The organism is Streptomyces sp. NPDC018000 (assembly GCF_044328025.1).
Taxonomy (GTDB): Bacteria; Actinomycetota; Actinomycetes; order Streptomycetales; family Streptomycetaceae; genus Streptomyces.
Window position 1 is genome coordinate 109,987 of sequence record NZ_JBIRGM010000004.1, and the last position, 23,086, is coordinate 133,072.

At 70.9% G+C, this 23,086-nt stretch carries 19 protein-coding genes and 1 tRNA gene; 12 read left to right on the forward strand and 8 right to left on the reverse strand.

Going from position 1 to position 23,086, the window contains the following annotated elements:
* Nucleotides 1–10: 10 nt before the first annotated feature.
* The 4 genes from ACH4EW_RS12220 to allB all read right to left on the reverse strand — a co-directional run bounded on the left by ACH4EW_RS12220 (nt 11) and on the right by allB (nt 4,318).
* Entirely contained in the window at nt 11–1,201 is a 1,191-nt protein-coding gene (locus ACH4EW_RS12220) for a cytochrome P450 (RefSeq protein WP_398255015.1), read from the reverse strand.
* Nucleotides 1,202–1,432: 231 nt separating this feature from the next.
* Nucleotides 1,433–1,762, reverse strand: a complete 330-nt coding sequence (locus ACH4EW_RS12225) for a putative quinol monooxygenase (RefSeq protein ID WP_398255018.1) — start codon at nt 1,760–1,762, stop codon at nt 1,433–1,435.
* Between the two features lie 73 nt (nt 1,763–1,835).
* Nucleotides 1,836–2,972: an allantoicase gene (gene alc, locus ACH4EW_RS12230; protein ID WP_398255020.1), complete on the reverse strand. Its 1,137-nt coding sequence runs from the start codon at nt 2,970–2,972 to the stop codon at nt 1,836–1,838.
* 2 nt (nt 2,973–2,974) lie between these two features.
* On the reverse strand, nt 2,975–4,318 hold the full coding sequence (gene allB, locus ACH4EW_RS12235; RefSeq protein WP_398255022.1) for an allantoinase AllB: 1,344 nt from the start codon (nt 4,316–4,318) through the stop codon (nt 2,975–2,977).
* A 366-nt stretch (nt 4,319–4,684) separates the two neighbouring features.
* On the opposite strand from allB, the gene ACH4EW_RS12240 reads away from it, so the two are divergent.
* Nucleotides 4,685–5,485, forward strand: a complete 801-nt coding sequence (locus ACH4EW_RS12240; RefSeq protein WP_398255025.1) for an IclR family transcriptional regulator — start codon at nt 4,685–4,687, stop codon at nt 5,483–5,485.
* 42 nt (nt 5,486–5,527) lie between these two features.
* On the opposite strand, the gene ACH4EW_RS12245 is transcribed toward ACH4EW_RS12240, so the two are convergent.
* Both ACH4EW_RS12245 and ACH4EW_RS12250 read right to left on the reverse strand, forming a co-directional pair.
* Nucleotides 5,528–6,208: an ABC transporter ATP-binding protein gene (locus tag ACH4EW_RS12245; RefSeq protein WP_398255027.1), complete on the reverse strand. Its 681-nt coding sequence runs from the start codon at nt 6,206–6,208 to the stop codon at nt 5,528–5,530.
* Entirely contained in the window at nt 6,205–7,299 is a 1,095-nt protein-coding gene (locus ACH4EW_RS12250; RefSeq protein ID WP_398255030.1) for an ABC transporter permease, read from the reverse strand. The genes ACH4EW_RS12245 and ACH4EW_RS12250 overlap by 4 nt, the downstream gene beginning before the upstream one ends.
* A 110-nt stretch (nt 7,300–7,409) precedes the next feature.
* On the opposite strand from ACH4EW_RS12250, the gene ACH4EW_RS12255 reads away from it, so the two are divergent.
* Nucleotides 7,410–8,621: a sensor histidine kinase gene (locus ACH4EW_RS12255; RefSeq protein ID WP_398255032.1), complete on the forward strand. Its 1,212-nt coding sequence runs from the start codon at nt 7,410–7,412 to the stop codon at nt 8,619–8,621.
* The gene (locus ACH4EW_RS12260; RefSeq protein WP_398255035.1) at nt 8,618–9,250 is read left to right on the forward strand and encodes a response regulator; all 633 of its coding nucleotides are present in this window, start codon (nt 8,618–8,620) and stop codon (nt 9,248–9,250) included. The genes ACH4EW_RS12255 and ACH4EW_RS12260 overlap by 4 nt, the downstream gene beginning before the upstream one ends.
* Before the next feature lie 17 nt (nt 9,251–9,267).
* Here ACH4EW_RS12260 and ACH4EW_RS12265 read toward each other — a convergent pair whose 3' ends face one another.
* Nucleotides 9,268–9,570: a DUF5955 family protein gene (locus ACH4EW_RS12265; protein ID WP_398255037.1), complete on the reverse strand. Its 303-nt coding sequence runs from the start codon at nt 9,568–9,570 to the stop codon at nt 9,268–9,270.
* Between the two features lie 233 nt (nt 9,571–9,803).
* Between ACH4EW_RS12265 and ACH4EW_RS12270 the strand changes: the two genes are divergently transcribed.
* Together ACH4EW_RS12270 and aceB are read left to right on the forward strand one after the other, a co-directional pair.
* Entirely contained in the window at nt 9,804–10,409 is a 606-nt protein-coding gene (locus tag ACH4EW_RS12270; protein ID WP_398255039.1) for an NTP transferase domain-containing protein, read from the forward strand.
* Nucleotides 10,410–10,568: 159 nt separating this feature from the next.
* A complete protein-coding gene (aceB, locus tag ACH4EW_RS12275; RefSeq protein ID WP_398255042.1) occupies nt 10,569–12,188 on the forward strand; it encodes a malate synthase A in 1,620 nt (539 codons plus the stop codon).
* A gap of 59 nt (nt 12,189–12,247) precedes the next feature.
* Here the strand turns inward: aceB and ACH4EW_RS12280 are convergent, their stop codons facing one another.
* On the reverse strand, nt 12,248–15,748 hold the full coding sequence (locus ACH4EW_RS12280) for a DEAD/DEAH box helicase (protein ID WP_398255044.1): 3,501 nt from the start codon (nt 15,746–15,748) through the stop codon (nt 12,248–12,250).
* A gap of 505 nt (nt 15,749–16,253) precedes the next feature.
* On the opposite strand from ACH4EW_RS12280, the gene ACH4EW_RS12285 reads away from it, so the two are divergent.
* From ACH4EW_RS12285 to ACH4EW_RS12315, 7 genes are all read left to right on the forward strand, one after another.
* Nucleotides 16,254–17,090, forward strand: coding sequence for a helix-turn-helix domain-containing protein (locus ACH4EW_RS12285; protein WP_398255047.1), 837 nt, complete (start codon nt 16,254–16,256; stop codon nt 17,088–17,090).
* A complete protein-coding gene (locus tag ACH4EW_RS12290) occupies nt 17,087–17,293 on the forward strand; it encodes a DUF397 domain-containing protein (protein WP_398255049.1) in 207 nt (68 codons plus the stop codon). The genes ACH4EW_RS12285 and ACH4EW_RS12290 overlap by 4 nt, the downstream gene beginning before the upstream one ends.
* Nucleotides 17,294–17,555: 262 nt before the next feature.
* A tRNA-Cys gene (locus tag ACH4EW_RS12295) sits at nt 17,556–17,628 on the forward strand.
* A 107-nt stretch (nt 17,629–17,735) separates the two neighbouring features.
* The gene (locus tag ACH4EW_RS12300) at nt 17,736–18,872 is read left to right on the forward strand and encodes a gala protein (RefSeq protein WP_398255051.1); all 1,137 of its coding nucleotides are present in this window, start codon (nt 17,736–17,738) and stop codon (nt 18,870–18,872) included.
* Complete coding sequence (locus ACH4EW_RS12305) at nt 18,869–20,626, forward strand: ankyrin repeat domain-containing protein (RefSeq protein WP_398255054.1); 1,758 nt, start codon at nt 18,869–18,871, stop codon at nt 20,624–20,626. Before ACH4EW_RS12300 ends, ACH4EW_RS12305 begins: the two co-directional genes overlap by 4 nt.
* A complete protein-coding gene (locus ACH4EW_RS12310; RefSeq protein ID WP_398255057.1) occupies nt 20,623–21,861 on the forward strand; it encodes a sigma 54-interacting transcriptional regulator in 1,239 nt (412 codons plus the stop codon). The genes ACH4EW_RS12305 and ACH4EW_RS12310 overlap by 4 nt, the downstream gene beginning before the upstream one ends.
* Nucleotides 21,862–21,915: 54 nt before the next feature.
* Nucleotides 21,916–23,073, forward strand: a complete 1,158-nt coding sequence (locus ACH4EW_RS12315) for a VWA-like domain-containing protein (RefSeq protein WP_398256003.1) — start codon at nt 21,916–21,918, stop codon at nt 23,071–23,073.
* Nucleotides 23,074–23,086 lie beyond the last annotated feature (13 nt).

The window sequence follows — 23,086 nt, forward strand, 5'->3', positions numbered from 1 at the left end:
GGCCGTTACCTCACCAGCGGACGGGCAGCTCGCGCACCCCACGGATCAGCATCCCCGGCAGCCAGTCCGGCTCCCCGGCGTCCGCGTCCAGTGCGAGACCGGGGCACCGCTCCAGCAGCGTACGGATCGCGATCCGGCCCTCCATCCGGGCCAGCGGCGCACCCAGGCAGAAGTGAATGCCGTGCCCGAAGGCCAGATGGCCCTGGGCGTCGCGGCGGATGTCGAAGCGTTCCGGTTCCGGGTAGCGGCCGGGGTCGCGGTCGGCGCCCGCCAGGGAGATCAGCACCGGCTCGCCCGCCGGAATGACCTTCTGCCCGATCTCGACCGGTTCGCGGGGGAAGCGGAACGTGGCGGTCTCCACCGGTCCGTCGTAGCGCAGCATCTCCTCGACCGCGCCGTCGATCAGGCCGAAGTCCGCGCGGAGTGCGGTCAGTTGGTCCGGGTGGTGGAGCAAGGCCCGTACCCCGTTGGAGATCAGGTTGACGGTGGTCTCATGGCCGGCGACGAGCAGCAGGAAGGCCATCCCCACGAGCTCGTCGGGCGACAGCCCGTCCCCCTCCTCGTCGCGTGCCCTGACAAGCGCGCTCATCAGGTCGTCACCGGGCGAGCACCGCTTGTCCTCGATGAGTTCGGCGAGGTACGCGCCCATGGCGGCCACCGCCTCGGCCTCCTGCTCCGGCGTGGTCGGGACGACGACCCCGTTCGACAGTTTGCGGAAGGTGTTCCGGTCCAGGTCCGGCACACCGATCAGTTCGCAAATGACGGTCATCGGCAGCGGGAAGGCGAGCGCGTCCACGAGATCGGCCCGCCCGGCGGGCACCATCGCATCGAGGAGTTCATCGGTGATCTGCTGGACGCGCGGGCGCAGGGCCTCGACCCGGCGGGCGGTGAACTCACTGGTGACGAGCTTGCGCAGCCGGGTGTGATGGGGTGCGTCCAGCTCCAGCATGTTGGCGAAGATCGGGTCGTTCCCCTCGGGCCGGTCCACCAGCCCCTGCCACGCCTTGCCGAACCGCTGGTCGGCGAGGGCCGCGCGGCCCTCGCCGTATCCCACCACGAGCCAGATCCGCTCGAATTCGTCGGTACGGACGGTGTGCACGGGACCCGCTGCGCGCAGCTTCTCGTAGTACGGATAGGGATTCGCGGTGAAGTCCTTGACTCCGCGCAGATCGGCATCGACGTGGCCACTGGCATCGGACATGGGATCGCCCCTCGCGGTCTGATCGGCTCGATCGCGTGCAATCGACTGGTTCAGCCTATGCCGCCGGGCCTGCGCCGTCGTCGTCGAGCAGGCCCGCGTCGTGCACCGCGGCCGGGATTCGTCGGTCCGTACGCGACCTTCGTGAACGTCGTGCCGGCCGTGACGGGTGGGGCGGTGACGGTGGCGGCAGACCGGCTCAAGGAGCAGCCGGAGCCACCCGCGGTGTCCGGGTCACCGCGAGCGCGGGGTGAGCTCCGCCATCCGGGACCAGCCCTCGCCCGGCACCTCGACGTTGATGATCTCCGGAGTCACGGCGACGAGATCCGCCATCGTGTCCATCGCCGCCGCGAAGTGCTGCGACTTCACATGGGCCTCCCCGGCCTCGGGGGAGGCGAAGGCCTCCAGCAGGACGAACTGATCCGGGTTCTCGACGCTGTACGACCACTCGAAGAACACATTGCCGGGCTCCTTCCGGGTGGCGAGAGTGAAGTCCTCGACGGCCGGGAGCCAGTTGTCGCGGTCGGCGCTGTGGACGGTGAATTTGACGGCGATGAAGATCATGCCCTCAGGGTCCCATATGCCTTGGATGCGGACCGATCGGGCACACCCGAACGGCGCCGGTCAGCCGGAGGCCCTAATGACCTCGCCCACGATGGTCGGCGGCGAGCTCGCGGTGCCGCTCGGCCATTCGCGTGGCGCCCTCCTCCGTCAATGAGCCGAACACCCGCAGCCGGGAGATGCCGCCGTCGGGGAAGATGTCGATCCGGATGTGCGTGGCCCGCACCGCCTCCGGCAGGACGAAGCGGTGGTTCGTGTCGGGCTGCAGCCGGGTACGGGGCAGCACCTCGGTCCAGTCGCCGCTCTCCCCGTCGCGGGCAGAAAGGCTCGCCCAGCCTGCCGAGTTGCCCTTCAGATACGCGGTGTCGATCTCGACGGCGCGGATTTCCGCCTGCTCGACGAGCCGGTAGCGGATCCAGTCGTTGCCCTTGTCGCGTCGGCGGCGGGTCTCCCAGCCGTCGTCCATCTTGCCGGACCTGCCCGGCTGGATGGTGTTGGTGGCCGCGGAGTAGAAGCGGTCGGAGGCGTCCTCGACCGTGCCGCCGTTCTCCAGGGCGACCAGATCGAAGGTGCCGAGGGCGGCCAGCCAGGCGGGGTCGGGGGCCACCTCGCCGTACACCCGGAGTCGGGCGATCCCCCCGTCGGGGTGCTGATTGACCCGCAGATGGGTGACGCGCTGCTCGGCCGCGACGACGAAGCCGTTGGCCGCGTGTCCGCCAACGGCCGTACGCGGTACGAGCGTTGTCCACTTCACCCCGGGCGCGAGGAGTTCCTCGGGCGACGGGGAGCCGGGGACGCACGCCGCCTCGACGGAGACCGCCTGCGGGTAGTTGCCGCGGAAGTGGGCGGTGTCGACGACGATGCCGCGTACGACCCCGGGCGCGCCGAGCCGTACGAGTGCCCAGTCGTGGTCCTCGTCCGTGGGGTGCGGCCGGTCGGCGCTCGTGCCTCGACGGCGGCGGGTCTCCCAGCCGTCCATGACCTTGCCCTTGTGGCCGAAGCGCTCGGGATCGAACTCTGCGGGCTCCGGCTTCAGCAGATTCTCGCGTTCGGCGAAGAACTCGTCGTTGGCGGCGATCACTCCGGCGCCGAGCCGCCGGTCGGCGAGGTCGGCAAGGTCGGTGAAGGGGAGGTCTGCGGTGCGGTAGTCGGCGTACGGGTCGCCGCCGCCGTATGGATTCGCGTCGCCGGTGAAGCGGGCTGTCGCCGTCATGGTCAGCGGTTCCTTCCAAGGAGGCGTCCGGTGGGTTCGGCGACGATGCCGTCCGCGGCGATCCGTACGCCGCGCAGCCAGGTCGATCTCACTACGCCGTGCAGGGTCTTGCCGGCGTAGGCGGTGACCTGGTTGCGGTGGAAGAGTTCGGCGGGGTCGACGGTGAAGGTCTCGTCCGGGGCGAGGACGGCGAAGTCGGCGTCGCGGCCGGCCTCGATGGCGCCCTTGCGGGTGAGCCCGGCCAGTTCTGCGGGTGCGGCCGACATCCAGCGGACGACGTCGTCGAGCGAGTGGCCGCGTTTGCGGGCCTCGGTCCAGATGGCGGGGAGTCCCAGTTGGAGGGAGGAGATGCCGCCCCAGGCCGAGGCGAAGTCCGGCGTCTTGAGCTCGGTGGTGCACGGCGAGTGGTCGGAGACGATGCAGTCGATCGTCCCGTCGGCCAGCCCGTCCCACAGCGCGTCCTGGTTGGCGGCCTCCCGGATCGGCGGGCAGCACTTGAACTCCGTCGCACCGTCCGGGACTTCCTCGGCGGTGAGGGTGAGGTAGTGCGGACAGGACTCGACGGTGACCCGTACGCCCTCGCGCTTGGCTGCGGCGATCATCGGCAGCGCTTCTCCGGAGGAGAGATGCAGCACGTGAACCCGGGCGTTCAGTCGTTCGGCGTGCGCGATGAGCCCCTCGATCGCGGTGTTCTCGGCGTCACGGGGCCGGGAGGCGAGGAAGTCGGCGTACGCGGGCCCGCTCCGCTGCGGCGCGCAGGCCAGACGGCGCGGGTCCTCGGCGTGCACGATCAGCAGCCCGCCGAAGCCGGTGATCTCGGCCATGGACCTGGCCAGCTGCTCCTGGTCGAGCTCCGGGAACTCGTCGACGCCGGAGGGTGAGAGGAAGCACTTGAAGCCGAACACCCCGGCCTCGTACAACGGGCGCAGGTCCTTGACATTGGAGGGGATCGCTCCGCCCCAGAATCCGGTGTCGATGTGCGCCTTGCGCGCGGCCACCTGCTGCTTGGTACGCAGATGGCCGACGGTGGTGGTCGGCGGGAGGGAGTTGAGCGGCATGTCGAGCAGGGTGGTGATGCCGCCCGCCGCCGCGGCGCGGGTGGCGGTGAAGAAGCCTTCCCACTCGGTGCGACCGGGGTCGTTCACATGGGCATGGGTGTCGACGAGTCCGGGCAGCAGGACGTCGTCACCGAAGTCCTCCGACCGGGCACCGGCCGGAATTTCGGTGTCGTACGGCAGGACGGCGTCGATTCTCCCGTCGGCGACGGCGACCGCTGCGGGGCGCGTCCCGTTCGGGGTGACGACACGCGTCGAGCGCAGTACCAGATTCACGTCCGCACCGGACACCCGTGCTCCTCGCTTCGGACTTTCGACCGCCGACGAATTCAACGAACTGTTGAAGGAGTCTTCACTCGGGATTCAGACCCGTCAAGGCCCCACTTTCCTCGACGGACGACCGGTGGACCACTCCACCTGCGGCCGGGAATTTCCACAAGGCAAAAGAAGGATCTCGGGACGTGGAATACCATAGGGGGTCAGTGCGGAGCCGCAGCACTGCTCCGCCGACTGCCGGCACGGGGACGAACAGGCCCTGACCGGCCAGGACGCCGTCCCCGGAGCAGTGGGCCGGTCGGGAGCCGCCCGGTAGGCTGCTGGGTGCCTCGCCGGGCGGGGCACCCGCTCTTCCGCCTCCGCCTCGAAAGGACCGTTGACGTGCCGCCGTCCCACGCCAGCACATCCGACCCCAAGCCCGCTGCTTCCAGCGGTGGTGTGCAGTCCCTTGAGCGCGCCTTCGATCTGCTGGAGCGGATGGCGGACGCCGGGGGCGAGGTCGGGCTGAGTGAACTCTCCGCGAGCAGCGGACTCCCGCTGCCGACCATTCACCGCCTGATGCGCACGTTGGTGCTCTGCGGATATGTGCGCCAGCAGCCGAACCGGCGCTATGCGCTCGGCCCGCGTCTGATCCGGCTCGGCGAGTCCGCGTCCCGGCTGCTGGGCACCTGGGCCCGCCCGTATCTCGCGCGCCTGGTGGAGGAGACCGGCGAGACCGCGAACATGGCGCTGCTCGACGGCGACGAGGTCGTGTACGTGGCGCAGGTGCCGTCCAAGCACTCGGTGCGCATGTTCACCGAGGTGGGCCGCCGGGTGCTCCCCCACTCCACGGGGGTCGGCAAGGCACTGCTGGCGCACACATCCGCGGATGAGGTACGCGCACTGCTCGCCCGTACCGGAATGCCGGCCGCCACCGAGAAGACGATCACCACCCCTGACGGCTTCCTCGACGCACTGGAGCAGGTTCGCAGGGCCGGCTACGCGGTCGACGACAACGAGCAGGAGATCGGGGTGCGCTGCCTGGCGGTCTCCGTACCCGACTCCCCCACCTCGGCCGCGATTTCGGTCTCCGGCCCGGCGGGCCGGCTGACGGACGCGGCGACGGAGCGGATCGTGCCGATTCTGCAGCAGGCCGCGAAGGAGCTCTCCGACGCGCTGGCCGGCAACGGTTCCACCGGCTGAGACGTGTGGGAGGGGTGGCCGAGGCCACCCCTCCCACACGTCTCAGGCCGGTGCGGGCACCGTCAGACGGCCGTCGTCCATCGTGACCGTGCAGTCCACCCGGTCCAGATGGGCCCTGTCGTGGGTGACCATCACCGTCGCCGTCGACCGCTGTCGGGTCAGCGTGACCAGCAGCTCGAGAACCGCCGCACCCCGCTCGTGGTCGAGTGCGCTGGTCGGTTCGTCGACGAGCAGGACCGCCGGGTCGTTCATCAGGGCTCGCGCGATATTGATCCGCTGACGCTGTCCGCCCGACAACTGGTGGGGCCTGCGGTCGGCCTTGTCCGCGAGGCCGACCGCGTCCAGCAGCTCCAGCGCCCGGCCGCGGGCTGCGCGCACGGAGCCGCCCGACAGATGGGTCATCACCTGGAGCTGTTCGGCCGCGGTGAGGGACGGCAGCAGATTGGGCTGCTGGAAGACGATGCCGATGCGTTCGCGGCGCAGCGCCGCCTTCTCGGCGCGGCCGAGGCCCGCGGTGTCCGTACCGGCGACGACGACCCGTCCCTCGTCCGGGGTGACCAGGGTCGCGGCCACCGCCAGAAGGCTTGACTTGCCTGAGCCGGACCGGCCGACGACCGCGGTGAGCGAACCCGCGGGCACTTCCAGCGATACCCGGTCCAGGGCGGTGAGCCGGCCGTCGCCGTCGGGGTAGGTGAGGGTGACATCGGCAAGGGTGAGGGTCATCGGGCACTCCCGAGTGCGGTGAGCGGGTCGACGGCGGTGATCCGCCGGATGGACAGGGCCGCCCCGACGGCACCCAGGACGATCATCACGGCCGCCGGGACCAGGACGGTCGCCGCGTCGAGGACGAACGGCACGGCCCCGCCGCTGACCAGCGCACCGATGCCGGAGGCGAGCGCGGTGCCCACTCCCGTGCCGATGGCGAGCATCACGACGGCCTGGCCGAGTGCGTCGCGCAGCAGATACGGGGTGGAGGCGCCGAGGGCCTTGAGGACGGCGACATCGCCGCTGCGCTGGATCGTCCAGACGGTGAAGAAGGCACCGATGACCAGGGCGGAGATGGCGTAGAGGAAGCCGCGCATCATCTGAAGCGAGCTGTTCTCGGCCTGGTAGGAGCCAATGGCGGTGAGGGAGTCCTCGAGGGAGAGCGTGCTGGTGTCCGCCGCCTTGTCGCCCGAGGGGAGGTCGGCGTCGCCGGTGGTGGTCAGCGCGATCACCGTGGCGTGCTGCGCCCGGCCGGAGCCGTCGGCCCCGAATCGCTGCCAGTCGTCGAGCGAGGTCCACACGACCGGGGTGTGGCTGTACGAGGCGTCTCCCGCGACCCTCGCGACCGTGACCTCGGTGCTGCCGAGCCGCAGCCGGTCTCCGGTCTCGGCGCCCAGCTCATCGGCGGCCTGTTCGGACAGCACCACCTTCCCCGGGGCGACCGGCGCACCGCCGCCGGGCGCCAGACCGCTGTCCGGCTCGACGCCGAACGCCGACACCGCGGCCGTGTGCTTCCCGTCGGCGGCGGTGGCGTTGAGGGTACGGATGCCGAGCGGCTCCGCGGCGCTCACACCGGGCTGCTTCGCCCAGCTCCGCCAGGCACTCTCCTCCACGGTCGAATTGGTGAAGGACACCGACTGACCGTCGGGCGGGGCGGCGAACGCGAGGTGGTCGGCGTTCAGCCCTGTGACGGCCGAGGTGTTCTCCCGGGCCAGACCGGCCGTAAGACCGGACAGCAGGCCCACGAGCAGCGTGATCAGCACCACGACCGTGCCCATGAGCGCGAACCGGCCCTTGGCGAACCGGAGATCTCTCCATGCGACGAACATGCTTCCAGCTTCGGCGCGCGGGCCCTCGGAAACATCGCTCGGCGGTGGGTAATGACATCAACCTTTCGATTGACCGGCCGCGGGCACCGTCCGTCTACGCTGGAAGAATTATGGAACCCCGTGCCCACCCCCCGGTCGCCGTCGCGCTGCGGATGTGTCTGCATGCGCTGCTGGTGGGGCTGCTCGCGCTCGCGGCGCTGCGGGCCGTCGGTGACGACGCACCGCACGCCACCGCCGTCGTCGTGGTCAGCTGTGTGATGGCCGGCGTGTACGCGGCGGGCGCGCTCGCCGACGCCGTACAGCCGCACAACCGTGCGGCCGCCCTGTGGCTGGCGCTGCTCGGCGCCGTCTGGCTGGTGCTGCTCGTCCTGTCGCCCGACGCGCTGTGGGTGGCTTTCCCGCTCTACTTCCTGCAGCTGCATCTGCTGCCGACGCGCTGGTCCCTGCCGACCGTCGCCGTCACCGCGGCGGTCGGCATCGCAAGCTTCGTGCTGCACGGCCAGGCCGTCAATCCCGGCACGTTCATCGGCCCGGTGCTCGGTGCGGCGGTCGCGGTCGCGACGGTCCTGGGGTACGAGGCACTGTTCCGGGAGAGCGAACGGCGCCGCGAGCTCATCGAAGAGCTGGTGTCGACCCGGGCGGAGCTGGCCGAGGCGGAACGTACGGCGGGCACGCTCGCCGAACGTGAGCGGCTGGCCCGCGAGATCCACGACACGCTGGCGCAGGGCCTGTCCAGCATCCAGCTGCTGCTGCGTGCCGCCGAACGCACGCTGCCCGTCGACGACCCCGCCACCGCGCATGTCCTGCGGGCCCGCGAGGCCGCACAGGACAATCTCGCCGAGGCCCGCCGCTTCGTCCGCGCCCTGTCGCCGCCCGACCTGGAGAACGGCTCCCTGTCAGCCGCCCTGGAGCGCCTCTCGTCCCGCACCACGACCCCCGGCCTCACGGTGCAGTTCGCGGTCAGCGGCACTCCTGTGGAGCTGCCCACCCCCTACGAGGTCGCGCTGCTGCGCACCGCCCAGTCGGCGCTGGCCAACACGGTGCAGCACGCCGGGGCCCGGCGCGCCGAGATCACTCTCAGCTACATGGACACGTCCGTGTCGCTGGACGTCGTCGACGACGGTCGCGGTTTCACCCCGGGGCGCGGGCCGGTCGCGGCCGGCACCGGCACCGGCGGCTTCGGGCTGCCCGCGATGCGTTCCCGGGCCCGTTCACTGGGCGGCACGCTCAGTGTCGAATCCGCGCCCGGTCAAGGCACGGCCGTGGCCCTCACCCTTCCGCTTCCGCTCTCCGACGGCCGACCAGGACAGGACGCCGCATGACCACCCCCATCAGGCTGCTGCTCGCCGACGACCACCCGGTGGTACGGGCGGGACTGCGGGCCGTGCTCGACGCCGAACCCGACTTCCGCGTGGTCGCGGATGTGGCCACCGCCGAGCGGGCCGTCGCGCTCGCCGCGACCGGCGAGTTCGACGTCGTCCTCATGGACCTCCAGTTCGGTGCGGGCATGCACGGCTCGCAGGCCACCGCGGCCATCACAGCGGAGGCGGGCGCGCCCAGGGTACTGATCCTCACCACGTACGACTCGGACGCCGACATCCTGGCCGCGGTCGAAGCGGGCGCCGCCGGCTACCTGCTGAAGGACGCCCCGCCCGAGGAGCTGGCGGCGGCGGTACGCACGGCTGCGGCCGGCCGGTCCGCACTCGCCCCGGCTGTCGCCCACCGCTTGATGGACCGCATGCGGACCCCGGCCGAGGCCCTGACCAAGCGCGAACTGGAAGTTCTGCAGCTGGTCGGCGAGGGTCTGTCGAACCTGCAGATCAGCAAGAAGCTCTTTCTCAGCCAGGCGACCGTGAAGTCCCATCTGGTGCACATCTACGCCAAGCTGGGTGTGGACTCCCGCACCTCGGCGGTCGCGGCGGCGACGGCCCGGCGGCTGATCCGCCGCTGATTGCCGGCTGCCGTACGTCAGCGGCGCGGCGGCTCGCCGAAGAGATCCACGGCGACGCGTACGTCCCTGAGTGCGGAGGCCAGTGCGCTGACCGAGCCGATCGCCCCCGCGATCAGCAGCAGCGAACGGCGCAGGCGCGGGATCTCGGGTGCGCCACTGACGGCCATCGCATCCAGCGCGGCCAGCTCGTCCTCGGCGATCCCCCGGTCCGGGAACTCCGCGGGGTGCCCCGCCAGCTCTCGGCGCAGCCGGGAGACGGCCGTACGCAGCTCCGTCACCCTCGGGTCCTCACCACTGCCGGTCACCCGCGTCTGCCCCACGCTTCGCAACAAAGCACTCCCCCTCGCACATCCTTGTGCCAGTGTTTCGACCGGGTCCCGGACCTCGGCCAAGTCTCCTGGGATGCGCGCAAGTTAACGCCATGACAGGTATCGAGCGCCACTCCACAGACAGAATTCAGGGTGCCCCGAAAGGGTGAAGCACCTATGGCTCCGGGGACGGTACCGCCCTCCCCTGCCCGCCTGTGCCGACCGGCCTGGGGTATCCAGTCCGCATGACTCGGACAACACAGACGCCGGTGGTCGCCGGGCTGGTGCTCGCCGCGGGCGGCGGACGGCGACTCGGCGGGCGGCCCAAAGCACTGCTCGAACACCACGGCCGGCCGCTGGTGGAGCACGCGGTACGCGTGCTGCGGGAGGGCGGCTGCGACCGTGTCCATGTGGTCCTGGGCGCCGCGGCAGAAGAGGTACGAGCACGCGCCGACCTCGCCGGCTGCACGGTGACCGTCAACCCCGAGTGGACCGAGGGCATGGGCTCGTCCCTGCGGGCGGGGCTCGCGGCGCTCTCCGGTACGGGCGCGGACGCGGCGCTCGTCCTCCTCGTCGACCAGCCGGGCATCGGACCGGACGCGGTGGCACGGGTGCGATCGGCGTACCGCTCCCGGACGAGTCTCGTGGCCGCCTCGTACGACGGGGAACGCGGCCATCCGGTGCTGTTCGGGGCCGACCGGTGGGCGGACATCGCGGCGAAAGCGGTGGGCGACCAGGGCGCTCGGCCGTATCTGCGGGCGCACCGCGATGCGATCACGCTCGTCGAGTGTTCCGATGTGGCTCAGGCGTTCGACATCGACACGGTGGAGGACCTAAAGCACCTTGATTGAACGGGGCGACACCCGGCGGCGGCACCGCCCCACTTCTGCCGAATCAGAGATTCTCGACATCAACAAACGATTGAACTTCCACCATGAGAAAATTATTATCCACCGAACAGAAGTCCTCTGAGAGGCCGCCCGCACCACCCGCCGAAGGAGTGACAGCTCATGCCCGCACCAGCGCCGTCCCCGCTGGCCATCATCGATGCCGAGCCTCTGCCCCGGCAGGGCGAGGTCCTCAATCACGCGGCCCTCGCGTTCGTGGCCGAGCTGCACCGGCAGTTCACGCCCCGCCGTGACGAGTTGCTCGCCCGCCGGGGCGAGCGCCGCGCCGAGATCGCCCGTACCTCCACGCTGGACTTCCTGCCAGAGACGGCGGCGATCCGGGCGGACGGCTCCTGGCAGGTCGCACCGGCACCGGCCGCGCTGAACGACCGCCGGGTGGAGATCACCGGTCCGACCGACCGCAAGATGACCATCAACGCGCTGAACTCGGGCGCCAAGGTCTGGCTCGCCGACTTCGAGGACGCGTCCGCCCCCACGTGGGAGAACGTCATCCTCGGCCAGCTCAATCTGATCGACGCCTACACCCGCACCATCGATTTCACCGACCCCGAGTCCGGTAAGTCGTACGCCCTGAAGCCCGCCGCCGAGCTCGCGACGGCCGTCACCCGCCCCCGCGGCTGGCATCTGAATGAGCGTCACCTCCAGCTCGACGGCACCCCGGTGCCGGGCGCATTGGTCGACTTCGGCCTCTACTTCTTCCACAACGCCCAGCGCCTCATCGACCTCGGCAAGGGCCCGTACTTCTACCTCCCGAAGACGGAGTCGCACCTGGAGGCCCGTCTCTGGAACGACATCTTCGTCTTCGCCCAGGACTACGTCGGCATCCCTCGGGGCACGGTCCGCGCGACCGTCCTCATCGAGACGATCACTGCCGCGTACGAGATGGAGGAGATCCTGTACGAGCTCCGCGAACACGCCTCCGGGCTGAACGCGGGCCGTTGGGACTATCTCTTCTCCATCATCAAGAACTTCCGTGACGGCGGCGCCGAGTTCGTCCTCCCGGACCGCAACGCGGTAACGATGAGCGCCCCGTTCATGCGCGCGTACACCGAACTCCTCGTCCGCACCTGCCACAAGCGCGGCGCACACGCCATTGGCGGCATGGCGGCCTTCATCCCGTCCCGCCGCGACGCCGAGGTCAACAAGGTCGCCTTCGAGAAGGTCAAGGCCGACAAGGACCGGGAGGCGCACGACGGCTTCGACGGCTCCTGGGTCGCGCATCCGGACCTGGTCCCGATCGCCATGGCCTCCTTCGACGCGGTACTCGGCGAGAAGCCGAACCAGAAGGACCGCCTGCGCGAGGACGTCTCGGTGGCCGCGGGCGACCTGATCGCCATCGGCACCCTGGAAGCCAAGCCCACGTACGACGGCCTGCGCAACGCCGTCGCGGTCGGCATCCGCTACATCGAGGCCTGGCTGCGCGGCATGGGCGCCGTCGCCATCTTCAACCTGATGGAGGACGTGGCCACCGCCGAGATCTCGCGCTCGCAGATCTGGCAGTGGATCAACGCGGACGTGGTCTTCGAAAACGGCGAGCACGCCACGGCGGACCTGGCCCGCAAGATCGCGGCCGAGGAACTCACCGCGATCCGCGCCGAGATCGGCGACGAGGCGTTCGCGTCCGGCAAGTGGCAACAGGCCCACGACCTCCTGCTCCAGGTCTCCCTGGACCAGGACTACACGGACTTCCTGACGCTGCCGGCGTACGAGCAGCTGGGCTGAGGCGGGCGGAGGCGCCGTACCCCTGATCTGCCGGGAGACCACGTAGGCCGGCACCCTGCTCAGCGACAGCGGCACCCCTCGGCCAGCATCGGCGGAGCGAGGTTCCGCATGGCTGCCTGCTCGGCCTCCGACATGCACGGCAACTGCCCTGCGAGTACGTCGAAGTACCGGTGGCCGCTCCACGCTTCGTGGTCGCCCACGACGAAAAGCCGCCTGCGGGCGCGGCTCACCGCGACGTTCAGCAGATTCGGTGCCGTGGCCGCCCAGGTCCGGGGGCCCCGCTTCTCCCCTCCCGCCCCGAGGACCAGCAGCACGACATCGGCTTCCTTCCCCTGGGTTGTATGCACGGTGCCCACCCTGTCGCGCGGAACCACGGTGCACAGTCCGCGTCGCAGACCGGCCACGACGTCACGGAACGGGCTGATGACGAACAGCTCCCGCTCGGGGTCCAAGCCCTGGTCGACGAGCCGGTGCACGATGACATTGGCGCAGTCCCCCTCATCCGGAGACCACTTTCCCTGTGCCGCCCGTCCGCCACGCACCGGCCACCACACGCTGCGACGGGCCACCGCGTAGTCGTCGTTCCGGTGTACGCCGTGCACCATGAGCCCGTCGTAGGCGGTGTCGTTGCTGATCGTGAACATCGGATCGTCGCAGCGCCGGTGCACGCGCAGAGGCGACCCGACCCACACCCGGTCCTCCTCCGATCCCTGAGGCGCGGGCAGCCATGTGCCGTAGCGGTTCAGCCGGTCGGCCACGCGCTGCGCCGACGTGAGGGACGGTTCCCACTCCTCGGCCACGCCGAACGTACGGCGAAGAGCCTGCTGCCCCGTGTGCGGCAGCGTGACCACCGGTTCCAGTTGCAGCGGGTCGCCCACGATGACGCCTCTGCGCGCCCGCCACAGCGCACCCACCGGCATCTGGGCGGTCGCCTGGCCGGCCTCGTCGATCAGCATCCAGCCCAGCGACCGGGGCCCCAGACCGGCGAACATCCGGTCCAGGGAGGCGAACGTCGTGGAGACGACGGGCAGGGCAAGGAACAGGCTCTGCCAGGCTGCCAGCACCACTTCGGGCTTCAGGGTCTTGGGAGCGTCGCCGCAGAGGACGTCCATCGCCGCGTCGAGATTCTTGCGCATCCGGTCGGCCGCGCCTTCGATGAACGCGCGGTGCAGGTCCATCGCGGCCAGGAAGAGCCGGGTGCGGGCCCGTGTGAACTCCGGATCGGACCAGGGCGAGGAAAGCTCCCTCGCTTCCTCCTCCGTGCGGTCGCCTCGCTCCTCGGAGCCGGGCAGGTAGGTGTCCCAGCGCTCGACCGCGGCCCCGACGGTGCTACGGAGCTGCGCGAGGTGCCGCTCCGCCACGTCGCGGGCACGCACCGCCTCCCCCAGAGCCGCCCGGCCCGCGCCCTCGGCCCGGTCGTACGAGGCGGCCACCCGCGCCTGTTCCTCGAACACGGTCCGAGCCGCCTGCTCCGCTTCGGCCAGCCGCTGGTCCTCCGCCTGCCAGTCCCGCTGTGCCGAGCCGAGGGTGAAGATGCCCGCGGTCAGACCGGGGCGGTGCCGGCGATGCTCCGCCCTACGACCGGCGGGGTCCGCGAGGTCCCTCTGCGCTGCGAGACGGGCCGCCCTGGCAGCCACCGCTGGCTCCCGGAGCGCCTCCAAGTCCTGCTCGGCCATCCGAACGGACTGCTGAGCGGTACTGACGGCTGTGTCGGCGCGGCTGAAGTCCAGGAGTGCGTCATCCACACGCTGGCGCTCGTCCCGCAGGGCGAGCACCGTCTGCCGCGCCTCCCGGAAGCGGGCCACGGCCTCCCGCCACGCCGCCAGGTCGCCACCGCGCGACGCAGCCGCCCTCAGGACGTCCCGCATGCCTTCACCCAGCTCGGCTCTCTTCTCGCGCGGCGGGCCGAACCAGTACCGGCCACGGAAGTCCGAACGGTTCCCCTTGTTGCCGAGCTTCGCGGCGAGGGTCCCCCACGCCGGTGCGCCGTCGAGCACAAGCCGTCCCTGCTCCGGGAAGAAGGACGCCTCATCCCGCCACTCCTCGGCGATGGATTCGAGCGCGGGGATCTCGTTGGAGATGTTCTCGACAGCGCCGTTGTTGGCCGACGCGATCACCATCTCGTAGCCCGCGAGCTCGGGTTTGAGTGACGCGACGGACCGCTGGTACGTACCGGTGCTCCAGCGGTGCACCTGGGCGGTGAACGCGTCCTCGGGCCGTCGCAACTCGGACAGCCGCTCGGCCCTCATGACCAGGACGGAGGCGATGAGGTCCCGCAGTTGTGTGGTCTTCCCCGTGCCGGGCGGGCCGTTCACCGCGTACAGCCCATCGGTGTCGGCGAGTTGCTCCACGATCCGGTTGACCGCGAACTGCTGGCTCAGCACCAGCGGATGCTCCGTCTTCGCAGGCCACCGTCCGAGCGGGAAGAGAGCCGGCTGTACGCCGTTGATCACTGCTTCCGGTTCGTCCCTGACGTCGGTGCGCATACGGCCGCGCAGCGCGTCGGAAGCGGTCAGGTAGTCCCGCAGCGCCGGGCCCGGCTCGTCCCTACCCAGGCTGTCCGCGACGAGGTCGAGGTCTGCCGCGATGAAGCTGTTCAGGAAGTCCGACCCGCCCGACCGGCCGGCCTTGCGCCGGGACACCGCTCTGCTCTGGACGCGGATCGTCTCCGGTCGCAGGTCGTCGCTCACACCGAACTGCTCGGCCACCCACCGGGTGACGGCCGACAGGTCCCGCACGGTCAGTGGCTTCTCCCCGAGCCGAGGCGGGGACTCGTCGTCGTTCCCCGCATCAGCGGCGCCGCTCTCGTCCAACGGGCTCCCGTCCAGGCCCTCTTCACCCTCGCGCCCGGCCGAGCGTCCGGAACTCCGGCCGGTCACCGCATCAGCAGCGCCGGAGAGGGCGCCCGCCGCCAGGTCACCGAGCACCGGCCCGAGCACCGCGGTCAGTGCGCCGCCCGCCGCACCGAGCGCGACCTCGCACAGCAGCCCCGCGAAGTGCCGTGTCCGCCGCCCAGGGGCCACATCCGCGATGTGCAGCTTGCCGTCACCGACGCCCAGCACGACGCTCTCGCACTCCTCGGCATCCGCCTCGAAACCGTCGAGCCATCCGCGAGCCGCCGGACCTGGCTTACGGCTGCGCCCCACCGCCCAGGCGCACGCGGAGAAGGTGAGGGAGTCCTGGACCAGCAGCCCTTCATCCGTCACCTCGAAGGCCAGCAGGGCGCTGTCGCCGTCCACCCGGCCGTCGTGGTCCTCCTCGCTGCTCCCGAAGACGTCGAGGATCACATCACGGACGGAGGCGACCTGGTACACGCCGCAGTAGACGGTGTGCTGCCTGACCATGTTCCGGGCCAGACCCCGCCGCCGCACGGGATGCCCCTCCTCCCACGGCAGAGGACGCCCGGCTTCGACGGGGTACACGCCTTTCGGCGGTGCGACCCTCTCCACCTTCTGCGGGCTGAACATCTCCACCGCACGCCAGTAGCGCACAATGTCCGCCCTGCGCCGCCGCTCACCACTCGCCGCCGCCATCCGGCCCGCCCCCTCGTTCCGGTCCACCAGGAACGATCACCCTAGCCAGCGCTTTCGGCGGGACGGAGGCTGCCTCGGCGCATATATGACCTCGGGCCGGTTTCCGCTCGATCAGGGGCGATGGGTGGGGAGACCTTCGTTGGTGAGGATGCGAGCTGGGTCGGGCAGTCCTTCCGGGCGCCCGGGGTGGCTCCCTGAAGGGACAACACCCCTGGATGGCTTGGATTGCGTCATCACCGACGGGTGCGGTTGTCGGGGACGAGTGAGGTGTTGCCCCCCGCGTGGGCCTCGCCGACGTTTACGGGCTCGCACGCCCAGGGGAACCGCTGAGTTCATCCCGAAAGCGCTCTGGGCCCGTGGCTACCGTGATCGAGAGGGATACGCCGGCGACATCGCATTGTGTACGCGTCGGCGCGCAAGCTGTACGCGGTGCGGGGCGTGACCCGCCCCGTTGGGACGCGTTGGCCGATTCGAGGGTGCGGAGTGTTCGGGGCAGGCAGGGCTACGCGGGACGGTACGGGAGGCGCGGGACATGGACGATCAGCGACAGCAGCCGGGGTACGAGTACGAGGTCGGGTCGGGCATCTTGCACGTGTTCGGGCAGCACTTGAAGCTGTTCCGGGTACGGGCCGGTCTGGAACGGGCGGAGTTCGGAGCGATGACGGGGTACTCGGCTTCGTCCATCGCGTCGTTCGAGCAGGGGCGCAGGATCCCGCAGCCGAAGTTTATCGACCAGGCGGACGAACTGCTGGACGCGTCCGGGGTGTTGAAGGCCAGCAAGAAGGAGGTCTCTCGGGCGCAGTATCCGGCGTTCTTCCGGGATGCGGCGCGGCTGGAGGCGGAGGCGGTTGAGCTGCACGTGTACGCCAACCACGGCGTGCCTGGGCTGCTGCAAACGGAAGATTACGCGCGAGCCGTGTTCGCGATGTGGCGACCAGTACTGGAAGACGAGGTCGTGGAGCAACGAGTGGCAGCACGCCTGGCCAGGCACGAGATCTACTCTCGTCGCCCGAGGCCAACCATCAGCTTCGTGATCGAGGAGTGCATCCTGAGCCGCCCCCTGGGCGGGGAAGCAGTGCTGCGTGGTCAGTTGGAGCAGTTTCTCCTGGTCGGCCAGTACCGCAACGTCGAGATCCAGGTGATGCCAACCCGGCGCGAGGAGCATGCCGGGATGGCCGGTCCCTTCACCTTGATCGAGACCAAGGAAGAGCGGAGGATCGCATACGTTGAGGCGCACAAGGACAGCCGTCTCTACACGGAGCGAAGGTCCGTCCGGGAGTTCGAGGAGCAGTACGGAGTCCTCCGGGCCCAGGCACTCACTCCGCGCGAATCGCTGGCCCTCATCGAGAAACTTCTGGGAGAGACATGAACGCCGAAGCGCTTGTGGGGACGTTGCCTGAGTCCGCGTGGCTCAAGAGCAGCTACAGCAGCGGAGCGGGCGGCGAATGCGTCGAGGTCGCGGCCTGCCCCGGTACCGTCCACGTCCGCGACTCGAAGGACAGGACGGGGCCAGTCCTGTCTGTCGCCGCTGGTGGCTGGGCAGCCTTCGTGGAATTCGCCGCGCAGAGCTGACACCGCGTGGACGACGGCGCCCCGCCACCGAGACATTCCGGTGGCGGGGCGTCCTCTTGTACGTGCATGCACGTTGTACGAGCATGCACACGGATTTCAATCAGCCTTCTTCGCCCGGCCTCGTGGCTTCGCCGCCTTGCCGCCTCGCCGAGCGGAGGACCTCAGGGCCTGGCGGTCGGAGGTGAAGCCACGAGGCAATCAAGCAGGGATACTGGCACTGGTGTGCGAATTCGGAATCGGTACGGCTAGGATCACGTACGGCAAGGCTGTAGCGCAGAGGTCGTCGCGCCCTAGCAGCAAGCTGGAGGACGTCGGTTCGAATCCGACCGGTCTTGCCGCCTTTTCGTGGAGGAGAGTCGATGGCGTCGGTTCGTCCTGAGCGGGCGGAGTACGCGGTCGCCCTCTCCTGGCCGGGTGCCGGCGAGGGACCTGGGGAGTAGTGATGTTGCAGCCGATGCCCGTGCGCTGTCCCGCGATCGAGCACCCGGACATTCCGCTCGCCGACGCGGCCCTGCTGGATCCGCTGCTGGAGCGGCTGGCATCGGCGCACCCCATCGAGACCGACGAGACCTTTCCGCTCGGCACGCTGCGGGTGGACGGACGGGTCGATCTCTGCAAGCAGGGACTCGGGGCGGCAGGTGCGATCCGGGTGATGCCCGCAGTCGCGCGCTCCCCGCACGCCGCGCATGTGCTGCTCGGCACCAACTCGTTGGGGGACGAAGGAGCGCGGGCCGTCGCCGACGCGCTCGGCCGTGGCGGCCACGGGCTTCGTACCGTCTACCTCGGCTGCAATCGCATCGGGGCCGACGGGGTCAGCGCGCTCGCCGGTGCGCTGAGCGAGGACGACACCGTCAGAGCGTTGTGGCTGAAACGCAATCCCGTGGGTGACGCCGGTGTCCGGGCGCTCGTTCCGATGCTGCGCCGCAACACCGTTCTGCGCACCCTCGACCTGGTGAACAGCGGGCTCACGGCCGACGGCCTCGCGGCGCTGCTTGCCGTACTGAGTCAGCGGTCCCGGCCGGTCGAGCGGCTGTTCCTCGGAGGCAATGGCCTCGGCGCCGACGCCGCCCCGCTGCTGGCCGCGCTGATCCGGGACGCGGGCGTGCGGGAGCTGTACCTTCCGGCCAATCATCTCGGTGATGAGGGAGCCGCCGTGCTCGCGGCCGCGGCCGACCCCTCCCGTCCGGTCCGGCTCGGTCTCGGCGGCAATGGGATCGGGCCCACCGGTGCACGCGCCCTGGCCGATGCGCTCGGCGGGATCGAGGCGCTCGATCTGGGCCGGCCGCCGTCGGAGCGCAGCCTCGGGGCACGGTCCAATGTCACCGGTGACATCGGAGCCGCTGCGCTGGCCGGTGCGATGCGCGGCAGTCCGCTGCGCAGGCTGGAGCTGTGCCACACCGGGCTCACCGGGCGGGGCGCGAAGACCCTGCTCGCGGCCGTCGACGCCGACTCCTGTCTGGAGTACGTGGGGTTGGGCCCCGGCCTTCCCCGCAAGGTGAAGCGGTCCTTCTCGGCGCGGCTGCGCCCGGACCGCGGGGCCCATGCCGACCTGCGCGCGGTCAGGAGTGTCTACCGGTGAGTCCGGACGAGGCAGCCGGGTACTTCAACCCTGGCGAGCTGGCGAGCCGACGGCAGGTTCGCAGGTATGCGGTGCCCCGTTGGATGATCGAGGCGTCGGCCGAGCGGCGCGCGGCCGGGGACTGGCGGGGTGCCTGCGCGGCGGCCCGGTTCGATGTGGCATTCGACCTGCCTGCGGTCTCCGCGCGGTACGGTCCGGACGTGGCCGGGGCGCTCGAGGCCGATCTCCTTCATCTCGTGCCCGACCTGGTGCGCTGGCATCTGCCGCGGGTCCTGGGCGGGCGCTCGACACTCGCCACCGACCGGACCGTGGTCCTCGCGGGTTACGGAGTCACAGGGGACGGGCCCGGGGCCACGGCGCCGTACCTGTACCTGCGTACCCCTGCGATGGTCGACGGACCGCAGCGGATCCCGCTCCGGTTCGGGGCGGTGCGGCATGGCGCGGCACCCGGCGTCTTCCGCGGGCACGTCGAGGACTGGCGGATCTCCCGGTGCCTGTGGGACGCGCGCCGTACCGGTGAACTGCGCGCACGCGTCGGCGGTGCGGACCGGCTGCCGTTCCTCCACGCCGACGGCACACCGCGCGGGGCGGACGAACTGCCCGACGCGGACCCGGGCACCGGTGATCCGGTGACCCGTGCCGAATGGGTGACACAGCTGTACCAGCGGGGCCGCGTGACCGAGTCGCTGGCGGCGGCCGGCATCGACTTGGATCCGGCCATGCCGGAAATGCCGGCGTGGTACCAGGCGACGCCGAAAACGATCCTGGCCCGGCTGGCACTCGATGTTCCCCGGTTGGAGTCGGAGGCCGGGCGGTACGCGGAGCTGAGTACGACGGAGCGTTTTCGGATCGGCGAGGACTGGCGCGCCTGCGTCCTGCTGGAGTTCACGGGCAGCGGCAGCGACAGAAGGCCGCGGATCAGACTCGTCGATCGGGAGGCGGCCGAGGAATCGGCTTTCCTGCCCCAGGCGCTCCGGCAGCGGTTGCCGGACCTCGACCTGCTGCGGACCGGCGGCGTGGCCCCCGCGCACCTGCATCCGCTGGTCGCCGGTTCCCTCTTCCCCGGCCTCGGCACGGCGGTGGGTCCGCCGGGGCCCACGCCTCCAGAACCGGTTCGGGTCAGGTGCCGTGGCGAATGGCATGACGTCGTCTTCCGTGACGGCACACTCCACTCCCCGCACAGCCCCCAGGAGCGGCAGCGCGAGAACGCCCTGCGTGCTTTCGGCGGCGCGGTGACCGGTTGCTTCGCCGTGGAGCACGCCTGCACCTCCGGCACGGGGCGGCTGCCCAAGGCCCTGCGGGCGCAGCGACGGGATCTCTTTCTGCGCGCCCAGCACGGGGACACACCGGGGGTCCTGGAGCTCCTGGACGCGGGGGTCGACCTCCGGGTGCGGGACGGCGGGCAGCGCAGTCTGCTCCATGTGCTGCATCTGCTGGACCACGAGCCCCTGTTGCCCCGGCTCCTGGCAGCCGGTCTCGATCTGGAGGCGCTGGATCACCGGGAGTGCACTCCGCTCTGCACCGCGGTCGGCAACGGCGGTTCGCCGGAGTTCGTGAGGGCGCTGATCGAGGCCGGGGCACGGATCGACGTGGTCGACGGGATGGAACTCTCGCTGGACCAGCTGATCCGCAAGTACCGGCGGACGGACCTCGACTTCCTCAGGGAACGGGTGGAGAAGGAGCATCCCGGCATCGGGGCCGACTGGTGGGAGGAGTGGGAGAACGACGAAGACGAAGAGGATGAGGAAGGGTGAGCACCATCGCCCGCAGCACTCCGGGGCAGCCGTCCGTATCGCCGTCTCCGGCCGCCGCGCCGGGACCGCTGGACGCCGCCGACGAGCTCAATCGCAGGCTGCGGACCTCGCGTACCGAAGCCGCCACCAGCCATCAACTGGAGGCGTTGACACTGGCGGTGACAGCCAATCAGCCAGTGCTTCTCTGGGGTGAGCCGGGCATCGGCAAGTCGGCCGGCATGGAGCAGCTCGCCGCCGGGCTCGGCCTCGGGCTGGAAACGGTCATCGCCAGTGTGCACGAACCGTCCGACTTCGCCGGGCTGCCGGTCGTCGGTGACGATCCGGCCGTGACCGGAGTACCGATGGCCCCGCCCGACTGGGCGGTCCGGCTCGCGCGCACGGGCCAGGGACTGTTGTTCTTCGACGAGTTGTCGTCCGCTCCCCCGGCCGTGCAGGCGGCACTGCTGCGCGTCGTCCTCGAACGGCGAGTGGGCAGCCTGACGTTGCCGGAGTCCGTACGCATCGTGGCGGCGGCCAATCCTCCGTCGAGCGCGGCGGACGGCTGGCACCTCAGCCCTCCGCTCGCCAATCGTTTCGTTCACCTGCAGTGGACGCACGATCCGCGCACCGTCGCGCGGGGCATGGCCGGTACGTGGCCCGAGGTGGCGGTCCCGGTCGTCGACGCCGCCAGGGTGGCGGGCTCGGCGGCGCGGGCCCGCGGTGCGGTCTCCGGCTTCCTGACCGCGCGACCGGGCCTGGTCCATCACATTCCGGCCGATGCGGAGAGCCGGGGCCGGGCCTGGCCGTCCCCGCGGACCTGGGACATGGCGCTGCGTCTGCTCGCCACCGGGTATGCGACCGGAGCCGGGCGGGAGGCGGTGGCCGCCGCGCTGACCGGGGCGGTGGGGGACGGTGCGGGAATCGAGTTGCTGTCCTACCTGGAGAACCTCGATCTGCCCGACCCCGACCGCGTACTGGCGGACCCTGCCGCGTTCGCCCTGCCCGAGCGCGGCGACCGGCAGCTGGCCTTCCTCATCGCGGTCGTCGCGGCCGTCCAGGGCGACCTCACCCGCTCCCGCTGGGAGGCCGGCTGGGCGGTGCTGGCGAAGGCCGTGGACGCGGGTGTGCCCGATGTGGCGGCCAGGGCGGCGGTCGACCTGGCGGCGATGCGGGACACCGACTGGCCGGTGCCGGAGGGCATCGACGCCTTCGTGGAACTGCTGCAGCTGTCCGGTGCGCTGCCGCAGAGCGGCTGAGGCGGCACGACGGTGCCGGGACCGGAATCCGCCCCGGAGCGGCCCGAGTTGGACATGACCAAGCTGCTTGCCGCCCGCTACCGGGCGGCGACGGAGCGGCCCTACCTGGCCTCGGCTCTGTACGCCCTGACGGTGGTGGCGAGCACCGAGGTCCCGACGATGGGCGTGGACCGGCACTGGCGCTGCTACGTGTCGCCCGCCTTCGTCGATGCGACGCCGGTGGCGGAGCTCGCTGCGGTGTGGGTGCACGAAGTGGCGCATCTGCTGCGTGATCACCACGGGCGTGCCGAACGGCTGCCCGCCGCCGACCAGCGTGACGCGCACCGCGTCAATGTCGCGCAGGACTGCGAGATCAACGACGATCTCCTCGCGGACGGGCTGCCCCTGCCGGCCGGGCGGATGGAGCCGCGGCTCTTCGGCCTGTCGGCCGGGCAGCTCTTCGAGACGTATCTCCACGCGTTGCCGCCGGGCCCGCCCACGCACAACTGCGGATCGGGCGCCCATGGACAACCGGTGCCCTGGGAGCTGACCGGTGCCGACGGACCGACACGTCTCGGTCCGGTCGAGGCCGAGGCGCTGCGGCGTCACACCGCGGAGGCCATGCGCGCCCATCGGCGCAGCCGGGGCAGCCTCCCGGCGGGCTGGGAGCGCTGGGCGGACCAGGTCCTGGAGCCCACGGTCGACTGGCGGCAGGCGCTCGCGGGCGCGGTCCGGGAGGCCGCCGCGTGGGCCGGCGGGGCGATCGACTACACCTATCGCCGCCCCTCCCGCCGCAGCGCGGCGCTCCGCGGCGTCGTCCTGCCCAGCCTGCGCCGTCCGTTGCCCCGTGTCGCCGTCGTCATCGACACCTCTGGGTCGATGGGTGACGACGAGCTCGCCTCGGCGCTGGCGGAGGTCACCGGTGTGCTGCGGGAAGTGGGCATCCGGGGCAACCGAGTCACCGTGCTGGCCTGCGACGCCGATGTGCAGAGCGTGTCCCGGGTGACGGCCGCCGAGCAGATCACGCTGAGCGGGGGCGGCGGCACCGATATGCGGGTGGGTATCGCCGCCGCCCTCGCGGCCCGGGACCGCCCGGACATCGTCGTCGTCCTCACCGACGGCTACACGCCCTGGCCGGACGAGGCCCCCTCGTGCCGGCTCGTCGCGGCGCTCATCGGCCAGGAAGCCCCGGAGCCCCCGCGGTGGGTGGAGACCGTACGCGTCACCTCCTGAGACCGGGCCGACA